The sequence below is a fragment of the Microbacterium aerolatum genome (assembly GCF_007988825.1).
In the GTDB taxonomy this organism is placed as follows: domain Bacteria; phylum Actinomycetota; class Actinomycetes; order Actinomycetales; family Microbacteriaceae; genus Microbacterium; species Microbacterium aerolatum.
Window position 1 is genome coordinate 136,040 of the sequence record NZ_BJUW01000006.1, and the last position, 14,661, is coordinate 150,700.

At 69.9% G+C, this 14,661-nt stretch carries 15 protein-coding genes; 8 read left to right on the forward strand and 7 right to left on the reverse strand.

Annotation, left to right across the window (positions count from 1 at the left end):
- Window positions 1–69: 69 nt before the first annotated feature.
- From MAE01_RS08405 to MAE01_RS08435, 6 genes are all read right to left on the reverse strand, one after another.
- Entirely contained in the window at window positions 70–1,086 is a 1,017-nt protein-coding gene (locus MAE01_RS08405; protein WP_147039107.1) for a vWA domain-containing protein, read from the reverse strand.
- Window positions 1,083–2,069, reverse strand: coding sequence for a VWA domain-containing protein (locus tag MAE01_RS08410; RefSeq protein WP_229718122.1), 987 nt, complete (start codon window positions 2,067–2,069; stop codon window positions 1,083–1,085). The genes MAE01_RS08405 and MAE01_RS08410 overlap by 4 nt, the downstream gene beginning before the upstream one ends.
- Window positions 2,060–2,548 carry a hypothetical protein gene (locus MAE01_RS08415; protein WP_147039108.1) on the reverse strand — a complete coding sequence of 163 codons (489 nt, stop codon included), beginning with the start codon at window positions 2,546–2,548 and terminating at the stop codon, window positions 2,060–2,062. Before MAE01_RS08415 ends, MAE01_RS08410 begins: the two co-directional genes overlap by 10 nt.
- On the reverse strand, window positions 2,535–3,422 hold the full coding sequence (locus MAE01_RS08420) for a DUF58 domain-containing protein (RefSeq protein ID WP_147039109.1): 888 nt from the start codon (window positions 3,420–3,422) through the stop codon (window positions 2,535–2,537). Before MAE01_RS08420 ends, MAE01_RS08415 begins: the two co-directional genes overlap by 14 nt.
- Before the next feature lie 24 nt (window positions 3,423–3,446).
- Entirely contained in the window at window positions 3,447–4,412 is a 966-nt protein-coding gene (locus tag MAE01_RS08425; RefSeq protein WP_147039110.1) for an AAA family ATPase, read from the reverse strand.
- A 460-nt stretch (window positions 4,413–4,872) separates the two neighbouring features.
- Window positions 4,873–5,478, reverse strand: coding sequence for a hypothetical protein (locus tag MAE01_RS08435; protein ID WP_147039112.1), 606 nt, complete (start codon window positions 5,476–5,478; stop codon window positions 4,873–4,875).
- Window positions 5,479–5,629: 151 nt separating this feature from the next.
- Between MAE01_RS08435 and MAE01_RS08440 the strand changes: the two genes are divergently transcribed.
- The gene (locus tag MAE01_RS08440) at window positions 5,630–6,913 is read left to right on the forward strand and encodes an adenylosuccinate synthase (RefSeq protein WP_147039113.1); all 1,284 of its coding nucleotides are present in this window, start codon (window positions 5,630–5,632) and stop codon (window positions 6,911–6,913) included.
- Between the two features lie 204 nt (window positions 6,914–7,117).
- Window positions 7,118–8,326: a lactonase family protein gene (locus MAE01_RS08445; protein WP_147039114.1), complete on the forward strand. Its 1,209-nt coding sequence runs from the start codon at window positions 7,118–7,120 to the stop codon at window positions 8,324–8,326.
- Between the two features lie 140 nt (window positions 8,327–8,466).
- Here MAE01_RS08445 and soxR read toward each other — a convergent pair whose 3' ends face one another.
- The gene (gene soxR, locus MAE01_RS08450; protein WP_147039115.1) at window positions 8,467–9,000 is read right to left on the reverse strand and encodes a redox-sensitive transcriptional activator SoxR; all 534 of its coding nucleotides are present in this window, start codon (window positions 8,998–9,000) and stop codon (window positions 8,467–8,469) included.
- On the opposite strand from soxR, the gene MAE01_RS08455 reads away from it, so the two are divergent.
- The 6 genes from MAE01_RS08455 (at window position 8,999) to MAE01_RS08480 (ending at window position 14,649) form a co-directional block, all read left to right on the forward strand.
- Window positions 8,999–10,393: an MFS transporter gene (locus MAE01_RS08455; protein WP_371861768.1), complete on the forward strand. Its 1,395-nt coding sequence runs from the start codon at window positions 8,999–9,001 to the stop codon at window positions 10,391–10,393. The two genes, soxR and MAE01_RS08455, sit on opposite strands and share 2 nt — an antisense overlap.
- Before the next feature lie 124 nt (window positions 10,394–10,517).
- The gene (locus MAE01_RS08460) at window positions 10,518–11,942 is read left to right on the forward strand and encodes a dihydrolipoyl dehydrogenase family protein (RefSeq protein ID WP_147039116.1); all 1,425 of its coding nucleotides are present in this window, start codon (window positions 10,518–10,520) and stop codon (window positions 11,940–11,942) included.
- A gap of 117 nt (window positions 11,943–12,059) precedes the next feature.
- Window positions 12,060–12,362 carry a DUF427 domain-containing protein gene (locus MAE01_RS08465; protein WP_147039117.1) on the forward strand — a complete coding sequence of 101 codons (303 nt, stop codon included), beginning with the start codon at window positions 12,060–12,062 and terminating at the stop codon, window positions 12,360–12,362.
- A gap of 25 nt (window positions 12,363–12,387) precedes the next feature.
- The gene (locus MAE01_RS08470; RefSeq protein ID WP_147039118.1) at window positions 12,388–13,230 is read left to right on the forward strand and encodes an ABC transporter ATP-binding protein; all 843 of its coding nucleotides are present in this window, start codon (window positions 12,388–12,390) and stop codon (window positions 13,228–13,230) included.
- A gap of 1 nt (window position 13,231) precedes the next feature.
- Window positions 13,232–13,915: an ABC transporter permease gene (locus tag MAE01_RS08475; RefSeq protein ID WP_147039119.1), complete on the forward strand. Its 684-nt coding sequence runs from the start codon at window positions 13,232–13,234 to the stop codon at window positions 13,913–13,915.
- Window positions 13,912–14,649 carry an ABC transporter permease gene (locus MAE01_RS08480; RefSeq protein ID WP_147039120.1) on the forward strand — a complete coding sequence of 246 codons (738 nt, stop codon included), beginning with the start codon at window positions 13,912–13,914 and terminating at the stop codon, window positions 14,647–14,649. Before MAE01_RS08475 ends, MAE01_RS08480 begins: the two co-directional genes overlap by 4 nt.
- The last annotated feature ends 12 nt before the right edge of the window (window positions 14,650–14,661 follow it).

Below are 14,661 nucleotides of genomic sequence, written 5' to 3' on the forward strand. Positions count from 1 at the left end.
CAGCAGCCGCAGTCGAAACGGGCTGAGTGACCGAAGGGAGTCGAAGCCTGTTCTGTTCCGGTGCAGTCGTCATCGAGCATCTCCTCGCAGCGCGAGACCGCGCAGCTGCGCGGCGAGCATCGCCGCGCGCGCGAGTTCGACGCCCAGCAGCAGCACCATGATCATCGCGAACACCCAGTACAGCTCGATCACGTTGCCGACCTCGCCGGACTCGGCGTAGTTCGTCGTGGTCGCGGGCGCGGTCGGCAGGTCGATCGGAGCGGCCGCGTCGCGGATCTGCAGCGGCACGCCGAGCTCGTCGCCGATGGTCTGCAGGTTGGCGTCATCGCGCACCGACATCGCCGGTGCGCCCTGGTACTCGATGTACCCGGGGTCTCCGGCCTCGAACGAGCCAGACGTGATCCGCATCGGGCCGCCCTCGTCCGTGCCGTAGCCGAGCACCGCACCGCCGTCGACGAACTGGGCGCTGCCGCTGAACGACTCCGGATCGCTGGCAGCCGTCTGCTCGCCGTCGCCGAGGTAGAACACCATGCGCGAGCGGTCCGGTGCGCTCTGAGCCGCTGCGGCCAGCGTCTCCTGCAGCATCGCGTTCGCGATCCCGATCGAGCTGCCGCGCGACTGCGCGGTCACCTCGGGACGCAGGATCTCGAGCGACGACATCAGCGCCGTGGTGTCGGTCGTGAGCGGAAGGCGCTGCTCGGCGGCCGCGTCGAAGGTGATGAGCGCGAAGCGCGCGCCCGGGTACTCGTCGACGATCGCCTGCACATCCGCACGCGCGCCCTCGAGCCGCGGCCGGTCGCCGTACCAGTCCTCGGCGACGATGCTCGCCGTGGTGTCGAGCACGATGACCACGTCGGTGTCGGTCGCGAGCGTCTGTACAGCTCCGCCCGGGATGCCGGGGCGCAGCAGCATCGCGAAGCAGGCGAGCACCATCACCAGTCGCAGCGACCACATGACGGGGCCGGCACCGGAGGCACCGTCGGCGGTGCGGCGCACCGAGCGGACCAGCATCCACACCGCCAGACCCGCCACGGGCGCGAACAGCAGCACGAGGAGGAACACGTTGAGCACGGGCTGGAAGATCACAGGCGGACCCTCCACATCAGGACGATGAACCCGAGGGTCAGCACGAGCAGCGCGACGAGCCACAGGTTCGGGGCGTCGGTCCAGACCACCTGCGCCTGGCCGCGCAGCTCCGTGGCATCCTGCTCCTGCACGTCGGCGACGATGTCGGCGACCGTCGTCGTCTCACGCAGCCCGTACGCCTCGCCGCCGGTGGCGCGCGCCGCCGCCACCAGCTCCTCGCTGATCTCGCTGTTCACGCCCTGCACGGGGTTCAGCGCGAACACGCGGACACCGACGGATGCCGCATAGTTCGCTGCCTCCTCCAGCGTGACGATCGAGGCACCGGCGAGCTCGTTGTCGGTGGCGAGGATGATGGAGCGGCTGCGCTCGTCGTCCAGGTGATCGAATCGCATGGCGCACGAGGCCAGCCCGTCGCCGATCAGCGAGGCGCCAGGCCCGTTGAGCGTGCCGACCCAGTGCTCCGGGATGTCCTCCATGAAGTCGAAGCTCGTCCGGATGCTCTCCAGATGCGTGCGGATGAAGTCGTAGTCGTCGGTCAACGGGAAGACCTGCACCGGCGAGCTGTTGAAGATCGTCAGCCCGATCCGCTCGCCCTCGAAGCCGTCGAGCAGGTCCTCGAACACAGTCAGCACCTCGACGTCGACATCGCTCATGGATCCGGAGACATCCAGGCACAGCATGATGTCGCGGCTGGTGTTCACCGGCTGGATGGTCTGCGACGACATCGGCCGGGCGGCGACGACACCGCCGACCACCGCGGCGATGACTCCGAGGGCGAGGATGCCGGCCAGCGCCGTGGTCCGCCGCTGCACAGCCCTGCGGAACGACGGCAGAGCGCGCAGGCGCTCGGCGCGCGCTATCGGCGCGCTGGGAGTTGCACGGTGCCGCGCGCTGCGGCGGAGCCCGATCACGAGCCCGACGGCGATCGCGATGATGACGACGGCAACCGCGACGAGAAGGATCCACCCGTTCGCTAGTGCCATGTCTTCACCACCAGGCGCGCTGCCTCGGCACCGGCATGCGGATCGATGGCGGATCCACGGCGGAAGATGCTCGGGTAGTAGTGCCGGCCCACCGCGTCGATGAGTTCGGGCTGGACGCCCTGGCGCACGAGATCGTCGAGGGTCAGCACAGGTGCTTCCAGCCCGCTGTACTCGTTCACGAAGGTGCGCACGACCCGGCTCAGCTCGAGGTTGGCGGCCCGCGCATCGATGGCGCCAGAGCGGTATGCACCCTCGATGCGATCGATCTCGGCGTTGTATTCCGTTCGGAGCATAGAAAGGACATCGCCCGCCGGTGGCGTGATCTGCTCGGCACCCGGCAGGACGATGCTGCGCTTCGGACGGGTGAGGAAGAAGAGCAGCCAGCCCAGCAGGATCAGCAGCGCGATGACGCCGAGCGCGAGCAGCATCCAGCCCCAGCCGTACTGCGCCGGCGGGTAGAACTCGTCAGCTGCGGACATGAGTCCTCCGATTCAGCATGCGCAGCAGTTCGCCCACCGCGGCATCCTGGGTCTCGAGGGCGGCCCTGCTGATCTCGAGCCGGTCGAGCAGATCGTCCCGCCGCGCGGCATCCGCCTCGGCCTGCGCGACGATCTCGCCGCGCACCTCCGGGTCGCCGTGCACGAAATCCGGGATCGCCCAACGCGTGCCGACGTCGGCACGCGTGGCGTGCGAGACGTGATCGAGCACAGGGTCGGCATCGCGGATCGTCACCCAGACGACGTCATGCTGCACGCGCAGCCGGCGCAGCATCCGCTCGGTCTCGTCGGTGACCGGCGCCTCGTCCGTGACGATGACGACGATGCAGCGGCGCGCGATCGTGCGCGCGACGAACGAGAGCAGCGCGTCGCGGTCGCTGGGTGCGCTCGCGGTCGCGATCTCCTGGTCGATCGTGCGCAGCGCGTGCTCGAGCGCTCCCTCACTGCGGCCGGGAGCACGGCGGCGGATGCGCTGTGCATCGCCATGGATGACGCTGAAGTCGTCGCCATGCCGCAGAGCGAGGATGCCGAGGGCGCCGGTGGCGAGGATCGCGAGGTCTCTCTTCGGCTTCTCGTCGTGCGCGAGCGCGGTCATCGACAGTCCGGTGTCGACCACGAACAGGACCGTGTGCATCCGGTTGGCGCGATGCCGCTTGACCATCGGCACGTCCATCCGCGCCGTCGCCCGCCAGTCGATGTCGCGCACCTGATCGCCGTACTCGTACGCGCGCAGGTCCTCGAAGTCGAGGCTGCGGCCGTGCAGCAGCGACGCGTAGGCGCCGTCGAGCGCGTGCATCGACTTCTGCGACGAGTGGATGAAGAGCTTGCTCTTCACCTGCGTGATCAGACTTGCCATCGGGTCCCTGAGCCTGTCGAAGGGCTACGGCGTCGGCACCGCGGCGAAGATCTGGTCGATGATCTCCTCGCTCCGGATGCCTTCGGCATCCGCCTCGAACGTCAGCAGCACGCGATGCCGGAGCACGACATGGCGGAGGGTGCGGATGTCCTCCGGCAGCACGTGCGCGCGGCCGTTCAGCAGGGCGAGCGCGCGGGATGCCTGCAGGAATGCGATGCTCGCGCGGGGGCTCGCACCGTACTTGATGAACCGTGCGCGTTCCTCGCCGATGTACGGCGCAGGATTCCGGGTCACGTACGCGATCGAGACGATGTAGTTGCGGATCGCGGCGTCGACGTAGATGCGGGATGCGACGTCCTGCAGCAGCTGCACATCCTCGAGCGAGACGGCGCTGGCGACGTGCCGGTCGGGATCGAGCACGCCGGAGTCGATGCGGCTGAGCACCTCGAGCTCCTCGGCGGGGCTCGGGTACTCGACGATCTCCTTGAGCAGGAACCGGTCCATCTGCGCCTCGGGCAGCTCGTAGGTGCCCTCCTGCTCGATCGGGTTCTGGGTCGCGATGACGAGGAACGGCTTCGGCAGGTGATGCACCTCGCCGCCGATCGTGGTCTGGTGCTCCTGCATCGCCTCGAGCATCGCCGACTGGGTCTTCGCGCTCGAGCGGTTGATCTCGTCCAGGAGGACGAAGTTGGCATGCACCGGACCCAGCACCGTGCGGAACGAGCCGGTCTGGGCGTCGTAGATCTGGTTGCCGGTGATGTCGCTGGGCAGCAGATCGGGCGTGCACTGGATGCGCTTGAAGGTCGCCTTGACCGTGTCGGCCAGGGTCGATGCCGCAGTCGTCTTGGCGAGCCCTGGGACGGACTCGAGCAGGATGTGGCCGCCCGCGATCAGCGAGATCAGCAGGCTGGTGCGCAGGCGGTCCTGGCCGACCATCTTCGCCGAGTAGGCGCTGGAGATGACCTTGAGGATCTGGCCGGCCCGTGCCATCTCGGCATCGGTCGGGGCGCCGCCTGCGCCTGAGCCCGCGCTGCCGGTCGCTGAGCCTGTTCCGGTCCCTGAGCCTGTTCCGGTCCCTGGGCCTATTCCGGCCCGTGAGCTCGTTCCGGTCCCTGAGCCTGTCGAAGGGCCCGGAACCTGCGACACGACCGGAGCGGCGGGCGCCGGCGGGCGGGGCGGGGGCGGCGGGGCTGCGGGCATCCCCGTGCTCTGGGCGTGCGGCTCACTCATTGCTGTCTCCTCGCATGCGGGACGGTCGCGGCGCCCTCCCTCGGAACAGCGTAATCGTCGCACGAAGCGCGATGACGGCTCCGGCGCACCTCAGCGCATCATCGCGACGAAGCGCTCGGCGATGAGGTCCAGTCCGAGCTGATCCGGGTGCAGGCGATCGTAGAGCCGGTCGGCCTCGTGGGCGCCCAGCAGCTCGCGCCCGTCGATGCAGGTGAGCGCGTCATCTCCGCGAGAAGCGACGGCATCGGCGATGATCTCGCGCGTGCGCGCCCGTGCGATCGGCGGCGACGGCATCCATGCCCTGACTGATCGAGCTGCCGTAGTGGATCCAGCGCCGTCCCGACGGCGGCGCAGGCTCGATCGTGCCGTCGGCGGTGAGCGAGATGAGCTCGACACGGGCATTGTGCGGCAGGCGGATCTCGACGGGCTGCTCGGGACGGACCGCGACGCTCACCGTCTCCGGGGCGGCGGGACGGATGCCGGTGACCCTCCGCTTCGCGTCGATCTCGACCACGGTGGGGTCGCCGAGCGGCACGAGCGATCGATCATCGCCCTGACGCACCACGAGCGCGATGGGCGGATGCACCCCGTTCGTGGCGAGCGTCGTGCTCGCCACGGTCAGCGCGATCCGGTCGGCGCTCGTGCGGAACCGCATCCGCACGCCGGCGGAGCACGACTCCACCCACTCGAACATCGCGTCGCCGTCCAGCTGACGCCGCAGTCCCGCGGGAATCCGATGCGGCATCCGACCGCCGGAGGGACCGGTCTCCAGGTCGGCCGCGCCGAACAGCACGTCGTTCCATTCCTCGGCGGTGATGGTCGTCAACTCGGTGCTCCTCGACTGCGCGGACCCCACGAGGCTAGCGCCCCGACGTGCCGCAGAGGCCGTTCGGTAGGATGGAATCGCCCGAATCGGGCCAGCTCATCAGCCGGTGCAAACCCGGCGAAGCACGGGCGAAAGCCCAGGGGGTTCACCCATGCCAGGAATCGTGATCGTCGGCGTCCAGTGGGGCGACGAGGGCAAGGGAAAGGCAACCGATCTGCTCGGTGACCGGACCGACTGGGTCGTGAAGTTCAACGGCGGCAACAACGCCGGCCACACGGTCGTGGTCGGCAACGAGAAGTACGCGCTGCACCTGCTGCCGTCCGGCATCCTGTCCCCCGGCGTCACGCCGGTGATCGGCAACGGCGTTGTCATCGACCTCGAGGTGCTCTTCGACGAGCTGACCGCGCTGTCCGCCCGTGGCATCGACGTCTCCAAGCTCAAGGTGAGCGCCAACGCGCACATCATCACGCAGTACCACCGCACCCTCGACAAGGTCACCGAGCGCTTCCTCGGCAAGCGCAACATCGGCACCACCGGCCGCGGCATCGGCCCGGCCTACGCCGACAAGATCAACCGCGTCGGCATCCGCGTGCAGGACCTGTTCGACGAGAACATCCTGCGCCAGAAGGTCGAGGGCGCGCTCGACCAGAAGAACCACCTGCTGGTGAAGGTCTTCAACCGCCGCGCCGTCACGTGCGACGAGATCGTCGACGACCTGCTCGCGTACGCCGAGCGGCTGCGCCCGATGGTCGCCGACACTGGCCACCTTCTCGACGAGGCGCTCGACCGCGGCGACATCGTCGTGTTCGAGGGCGGTCAGGCGACCATGCTCGACATCGACCACGGCACCTACCCGTTCGTCACCTCGTCCACCGCGACGGCGGCGGGTGCGGCATCCGGCTCCGGGGTGGGACCGGGGCGCCTGGACCGCATCGTCGGCATCGTCAAGGCGTACACGACCCGCGTCGGCTCCGGTCCGTTCCCGACCGAGCTGTTCGACGAGCAGGGCGACTGGCTGCGCTCGGCCGGCTTCGAGTTCGGCACGACCACCGGCCGTCCGCGCCGGGTCGGCTGGTACGACGCCCCGATCACGCGGTACGCCACGCGCATCAACGGCATCACCGACCTCGTGCTCACCAAGCTCGACATCCTCACCGGGCTCGACCAGATCCCGGTGTGCGTCGCCTACGACGTCGACGGCACGCGCTTCGATGACGTGCCGGTCAACCAGACCGACTTCCACCACGCGAAGCCGATCCTGGAGTACTTCCCGGGCTGGAAGGAAGACATCTCCACCGCCCGCACGTTCGAGGACCTGCCGCAGACCGCGCAGGACTACGTGCTCGCGCTCGAGAAGATGAGCAAGACGCGGATCTCCGTCATCGGCGTCGGCCCCGAGCGCGACCAGGTGATCGTCCGCCACGACCTCGTGTGACGCTTCGCGGCGTTCGGGAGGTGCGGCGTTCGCGAGGTGCGGCGTTCGGGAGGTGGCGCGAATGGTCGCTGAACCGCGTCCGGTGCGGCATTTTGCGACCCCTCCCGCGGGGCGCCGTCCGGGAGGTGGCGCAAATGGTCGCCTCGACGGCTCGGTGGCGACAACTTGCGACCCCCGGCGAGGCCCGAGCGTGAGGATGCACCCATGACGCAGTTCTGGATCGGCGGTTACGGCGCCGACATGGACGGGGATGCCGGCGGCATCGGCCTGCTCGAAGGAGACGAGGGGCGTGAACCCGCCACCCTCGCCTATCGCGGCGTCGTCGCGGCGGCGGCCTCGCCGTCGTGGCTTGCGGCGCACCCGAGTCTCGACGTCGTCTATGCCGCACTCGAGGGCTCCGGCACGGTGCAGGCATTCGTGCGGAACGGCCCGTCGACGCTGGTGCCGCTCGGCGACCCCGTCGAGGCCGGTTCCGGCGTCTGCCATGTCGCCGTCGCCCCGAGCGGCGGCTACCTCGTGGCGAGCTGTTACGGCGACGGACGCGTGGTGCGCATCGCGCTGGATGCCGGTGGCCGGCCGGGCGCGGCCTCGGCCGGGGATGCCGCGACCGACCCCTACGGGACGGATGCCGGCACCAACCAGCCGCGCGCGATCGACTTCGCCGAGGTGCTCGCATCGCTCAAGGAACCGCAGCCCGAAGCGCCGCGCACCGGACTGCTGCTGTTCGACGAGGCCCTGGGGCTGAACGCGACACCCGATCCCGAACCAGAGCCCGAGCCCGTCGAGGCCCCGTCCCGCGCCTCGCATGCGCACGCCGCGGCGTTCCTGCCGGACGGCCGAATCGCGACCACCGATCTCGGCTTCGACCTCGTGCGCATCTGGCGTGCTTCGACGGACTCAGCAGCCGGCCGGTCCGGGCTCGTCCTCGACCACCAGGTCGTCCTGCCGCACGGCGTCGGCCCGCGGCACATGGTCGTGCACCCGAGCGGCAACCTGCACGTGGTCACCGAGTACTCCTGCGAGGTGTTCACGCTCGCCGCCGGCGCGGACGGACGCTGGGCCCTCGCCGCGGCCACGACCGTGAGCCCGGCGGCGCAGGTCGGCATCGACTACCCGTCCGAGCTGTCCCGCTCCCGCGACGGCGAGACGCTTTACGCCGGCGTTCGCGGCAGCAACACGATCGCCGCCCTGCGTGTGCGCGGCGCGGGCGAGATCGTCGAGCCGTTCGCGCTCGCCGAATCAGGCGTGGAGTGGCCGCGGCATCACCTCGTGCACGACGGCGCCCTGCTCGTCGCCGGGCAGCGATCGGACGAGATCAGCGTCCTCGACCTCGACGAGCGCACGGGTGCGCCCCGCGGCATCCGCCACCGCACCGCGGCACCGGCACCCACCAGCATCCTGCTCGCCCGCTGATCTTGCGGGCGCCAGCATCCTGCCCGTCCGCTGTCCACCCCGCGCACAACTTCGGATCCGGCCGCCGACACGCCGCGGCATCCGCCTCCGGCCCGGCGTTTCCGCTGCGAGGTCCGAAGTCGTGCACGCGACGCGCGCGCTCACTCCGCCGCCGGCGACCCCGTCCACCTGATCGGCCCCGAGCCCTCCAGGCCGAGCACGTCACCGGGGTTCTGAAGTCCGCAGGAGGTCAGGCTCAGGCAGCCGCATCCGATGCATCCGTCCAGATCTCCGCGCAGGTGCTCGAGCTGGCGGATGCGGGCGTCGAGCTCGTCGCGCCACCGCTGGGACAGACGTGCCCAATCCTTCTTGGTCGGCGTGCGCCCGTCAGGCAGAGAGTCGAGAGCCGAGCGGATGTCCTTGAGCGGGATGCCGACCCGCTGCGACACCCGGATGAACGCCACCCGGCGCAGCGCGTCGCGGCGATAGCGGCGCTGGTTGCCGTCCGTGCGCTCGGAATCGATCAGTCCGTTGCGTTCGTAGAAGTGCAGGGCGGATGCGGCGACGCCACTGCGCCGCGACAGTTCACCGATCGTGATGCGACGGTCCTTGTCGCCCTCGAGCTGCGGCATGGTGTCTCCTCCGATCGTCGGACTTGACCTCAACCATAGTTGAGGTCCTAGCTTCATCCTCATGACAACGGACACGGGTGAGGTGCGGACGCCGCAGGGCATCGCGCCGGGAATCATGAGCGGCGCCTACGCATGGATCACGATCGGCGCGTGCGCGCTCGTCTTCCTCGGGGCGTTCGAATCGCTGGCGGTGACGACCGTGATGCCCGTGGTGAGCGCCGATCTCGAAGGCGAGCGACTGTACGCGCTCGCCTTCGCCGGGCCGCTGGCCACCGGAGTCATCGGCATGGTCGGCGCCGGCAACTGGGCTGACCGTCGCGGACCCACGGCTCCGCTGTACACGTCCGTCGCCGTCTTCGTCATCGGCCTGCTCATCGCGGGACTCGCGCCCACCATGGAGATCCTGGTGGTCGGCCGGTTCATCCAAGGGCTCGGCAGCGGCGCGCTGACCGTCGCGCTCTACGTCGTCGTCGCGCGGGTGTACCCGCAGCGACTCCATCCGGCGATCTTCGCCGGATTCGCCGCAGCGTGGGTCGTGCCCTCACTGATCGGGCCGACTGTCGCCGGTGTGGTGACCGAGCTCTTCAGCTGGCACTGGGTGTTCCTCGGCGTCGTCGTGCTGGTGCTGGCGGCGCTGCTCATGGTCATCCCGGCGCTGCGAGGGCTCGAGCGCGGCGGCGCGGGACGCGCCGCGCCGTGGGCCTTCGGGCGACTCGGATGGGCGGCGCTGGCCTCGATCGCCGTGCTCGCGCTGAACCTCGTCGCTGACCTTCCGGCCGTGGGGCCGGCGCTGGCCGCCGTCGCCGTCGTCGTCGCCCTGGTCGCGGTGCGTCCGCTGGTGCCGAGGAGAACCTTGCGCGCGCGACGCGGGCTCCCTGCCGCCATCCTCGTCCGCGGCGCTCTCGCAGCAGGCTTCTTCGCAACGCAGATCTATCTGCCGTACCTGCTCACGGGCGCCTACGGCTTCACCCCGACGCTCGCGGGTCTCGCTCTGACCGGCGGCGCCTTGGCGTGGTCCGGGGCCTCCATCGTGCAAGGGAAGCTGGGCATGCGGCTCGCCAGCGAACGCGCCGTGCGCATCGGCACCGTCCTCGTACTGACCGGCGTCACTGCGGTGCTCACGACCGCGCTGCTCGAACTCTCTCCGCTCGTGGTGGTGGCCGCATGGGTGCTCGCCGGTGGCGGAATGGGGCTGGCGAGCCCGCGGCTGAGCGCGTTGACGCTTGCGATGTCGGCACCGGACGACCAGGGGTTCAACAGCGCCGCAATGACGGTCGCCGACTCGTTCGGTACCGCCTTGGCGCTGGCGGTCACCGGCGTGCTCTTCGCGGCGCTCGCGGCAGGGGGTTTCGCGTTCGTCGCGGTGTTCGCACTGGCCGCGCTGCTCGCGGCGGCGGCGGTCGTCCTGGCACCCAGGGTGAAGTCCGGTCCGGATACGGCGCCTCCGCTCTCCTGAGTTGTGCGGGAATCGACGGGCAGGATCTTCACGAACGAGATCGCAGGGGGAACAAACCCCGTGACACACGGTTTCACTTCGGGAAGACTGGCTCTCCCACGTCCGACCGGAAGAAGGCGTCACCATGTCGACAGACGAATACGACCTGATCGTCCTGGGCGGAGGGCCGGTGGGCGAGAACGTCGCCGACCGTGCCGTGCAAGCCGGCCTCACCGCAGTCATCGTCGAGAGCGAGCTCGTCGGCGGCGAATGCTCGTACTGGGCGTGCATGCCGTCGAAGGCGCTGCTGCGCTCGGCCCAGGCGCTGCGCGCGGCGCAGCACGTCGCCGGCGCGGCCGAGGCGGTGACAGGGCCGCTCGACGTGCGCGCCGTTCTCGCCCGCCGCAACTCCTTCACGAGCGACTGGTCCGACGACGGCCAGGTCGCCTGGCTCGACTCCGCCGGCATCGACCTGGTGCGCGGACACGGCCGCCTCAGCGGCGAACGCGAGGTGACGGTCACGGATGCCGACGGCGCCGCCCGCGTCCTGAAGGCGCGCCACGCGGTCGCCGTAAGCACCGGCACGGATGCCACGATTCCGCCGATCGACGGACTGAGGGATGCCGCGCCCTGGACGAGCCGCGAGGCGACGAGCGCGCAGGAGATCCCGGCATCCCTCGCCATCATCGGCGGAGGCGTCGTCGGCGTCGAGATGGCCACGGCCTACTCGGGACTCGGCTCCGCCGTGACGCTCATCGCGCGCGGCGAGCTGCTCTCCGGCATGGACCCGTTCGCCGGCGAACTCGTCGCGGAGGGTCTGCGCACACAGGGCGTCGATGTGCGCACTCACACTGCCACGACCCGCGTGCGGCGCGACGGCGACGGCGTGACGATCACGATCGGCGACAACGAGGAGATCGTCGCGGCCGAGGTGCTCGCCGCGACCGGTCGCACCCCGCGCAGCGGAGACATCGGCCTCGAGACGGTCGGGCTGGAACCGGGGAAGTCGATCGAGACCGACGACACCCTGCTGGTGCCGGGCACCGACTGGCTGTACGCGGTCGGCGACGTGAACGGGCGCGTGCTGCTCACCCACCAGGGCAAGTACCAGGCGCGCGCCGCCGGTGACGTGATCGCGGCCCGCGCGAAGGGCGAGGACGTCGACGACGGCTCGTGGGGCCGGCACGTCGCGACCGCCGATCACGCCGCGGTCCCGCAGGTCGTGTTCGCAGAACCCGAGGTCGCATCGGTCGGCCTGAGCGCACAGGCGGCCGAGGATGCCGGATACACGACGCGCGTGGTCGACTACGACCTCGGCTCCGTCGCCGGTGCGAGCCTGCGTGAGGACGGCTACAGCGGAAAGGCGCGCATGATCGTCGACACCGATCGCGACGTCATCCTCGGCGTCACGTTCGTCGGTCCCGACGTCGCGGACCTGCTCCACGCGGCGACCATCGCGGTCGTCGGCGAGGTGCCTATCGCACGACTGTGGCACGCGGTGCCCTCCTACCCGACCGTCAGCGAGATCTGGCTGCGGATGCTCGAGGCTTACGGCCGCGACTCGGCGTGAGCCCCATCCGGTCGCGGCACTGCTCCGAACACCTGATGTGTGTCAACGCCCGCTGAATCCGCCCCGCATGTCCGAGGCATCCCATACGCTCGAAACCGAATCCGAGGAGGCATCACCATGAAGGCTGTACTCGCAGGAACCGTCATCGCCGAGGCCGACGACAGCGACCTCATCCCGATCGAGGGCAATTGGTACTTCCCGTTGTCGTCCGTGAAGGAGGGCGTACTCGTCGAGAGCCCTACCCCGTACACGTGCCCCTGGAAGGGCGAGGCGCAGTACTACTCCGCTGTCGTCGACGGCGAGACCCACGTCGATGCGGCATGGGGCTACCCGAATCCGTACGCGACGGCGTTCGAGCGACTCGGCAAGGACATCTCCGGGCACATCGCGTTCTCGCCCGACGTGGAGGTCGGACCATAGCCCGAACGAAGGGACCCGCCCGCGCATGATCGAGTTCCGCTCGGCATCCAAACGATTCCCCGACGGCACGCTCGCCGTCGAGGACTTCAGCCTCGTGCTGCCCTCGCGCAAGACGACCGTGTTCGTCGGGTCGTCCGGCAGCGGCAAGACGACGCTGCTGCGCATGATCAACCGCATGGTCGAGCCGACCGGCGGCGACGTCGAGATCGACGGCGAGAGCGTGCTCGGTAAGAACCCGGTGACCCTGCGCCGCAGCATCGGCTACGTCATGCAGAACTCCGGGCTCATGCCGCACTTCTCGGTCATCGACAACGTCGCGACCGTGCTGCGCCTGAACGGCACGCCGAAGAAGCGGGCGCACGAGCGCGCTCTCGACCTGATCGACACCGTCGGACTCGACCGCGCACTCGCCGACCGCTACCCGAGCCAGCTCTCCGGCGGCCAGCAGCAGCGCGTCGGCGTGGCCAGAGGCCTGGCAGCCGACCCGAACATCCTCCTGATGGACGAGCCGTTCGGTGCCGTCGACCCCATCGTGCGGGCCGACCTGCAGCAGGAGCTCATCCGGCTGCAGCGCGAGCTCGACAAGACCGTCGTGTTCGTCACGCACGACATCGACGAGGCGTTCCTGCTCGGCGATCAGGTGGTCATCCTCGACAAGGCCGCGCGCATCAAGCAGGTCGGCAGCCCGAGCGAGATCATCGAGAACCCCGCCGACGACTTCGTCTCCGCCTTCATCGGCGCCGAGCGCGGCCGCCGTGCGCTGCGCATCAAGGACACCCCGCGCGGCCGCGTCGTCGTCGACTCCGAGGGGCGCACCCAGGGGGCGCTGCTGGATGACACGGCCGACGTGGTCGGGGACGGCGGGTGATGTGAACTGGGTCACCGACAACCTCGATCTGATCCTCGAGCTCACCCTCGTGCACCTGCGCCAGAGTGCGATCGCGATCGTGCTCGGCTTCGTCCTGTCGCTGCCCCTGGGGTGGATCGCCTGGCGGTACCGGCTCGTGCGGGGCCCGGTCATCGTGCTCACCGGGCTGCTCTACACGATCCCCTCGCTGGCGCTGCTCATCCTGCTTCCCTCTGTGGTCGGCTACTCCGCCCGCAGCGAGGCCAACCTCGTCGTGGGGCTCACGATCTACGCCGTCGCGATCCTCGTGCGCTCGGTCGCCGACGGCCTCGACTCGGTGGACCCTGACGTGCGACAGGCCGCCTCGGCGGTGGGCTACGGCGGCGGCCGGAGGTTCTGGACGGTCGACCTCCCCCTCGCCGGCCCCGTGATCCTCGCCGGCCTCCGCGTCGCAGCGGTGAGCACCATCTCGCTCGCCACGGTGGGCATCCTCGTCGGTGTCACCAACCTCGGCTACCTGTTCACGAACGGGCTGCAGCGCCGCATCATCCCCGAGGTGCTCGCGGGCGTCCTCGCGGTCGTCGTCATCGCACTGATCATCGACCTGCTGCTCCTGCTCGCCGGTCGCGCGATCATGCCGTGGACGCGCAGCGCCGGTGTGAAGAGCACGCGTCGCCGGGTCCTCCCGATGAGGGCGGCCGCATGAACCTGTTCGCCGACGCCCTCGCCTGGCTGTTCTCCCCGGAACGGCTGGAGGGGCAGTACGCGCTGCCCGTCCTGCTCGGCCAGCACCTGTTCTACACCGTCGTCTCGGTACTGATCGCCGCGCTGATCGCCGTCCCGATCGGCTGGCTCATCGGGCACACCGGCCGCGGGCGCGAAGTCGCCGTCGCCGTCTCGGGTGCCGCGCGCGCAGTGCCGTCGTTCGGTCTGATGGTGCTGCTCGTGCTGCTGCTGGGCGTGCTGCGCGTGCCCGAGGCCGCCACCATCACGTTCGTGCTGCTCGCGATCCCGTCCCTGCTCGCCGGTGCATACACCGGACTCGAGGCGATCGACCGCCACGTGATCGACGCCGCGCGCGCCACCGGCATGACCCAGTGGCAGGTGTTCTGGAAGGTCGAGGTGCCGCTCGGCATGCCGCTGCTGGTCGGCGGCCTCCGCTCGGCCACACTGCAGGTCATCGCCACGGTCACCATCGCCGCCTACGTCAATCTCGGCGGACTCGGCTGGCCGATCATCCAGGGCATTCCGCTGCAGCGCTTCGACCAGGTGCTCGGCGGCGCGATCCTCGTCGCCGTCCTCGCCCTCATCGCCGACCTGCTGCTCGCCCTCGCGCAGCGTGCCGCGGTTCCCGCCGGCATCCGGGTCGCCAAGCCCGGCAGCCCCGCACCGCGCGCGGCCCGCCGCGCGGCATCCGCCACAGCCACAGCATCCGCCTGACTTCCCACCAGA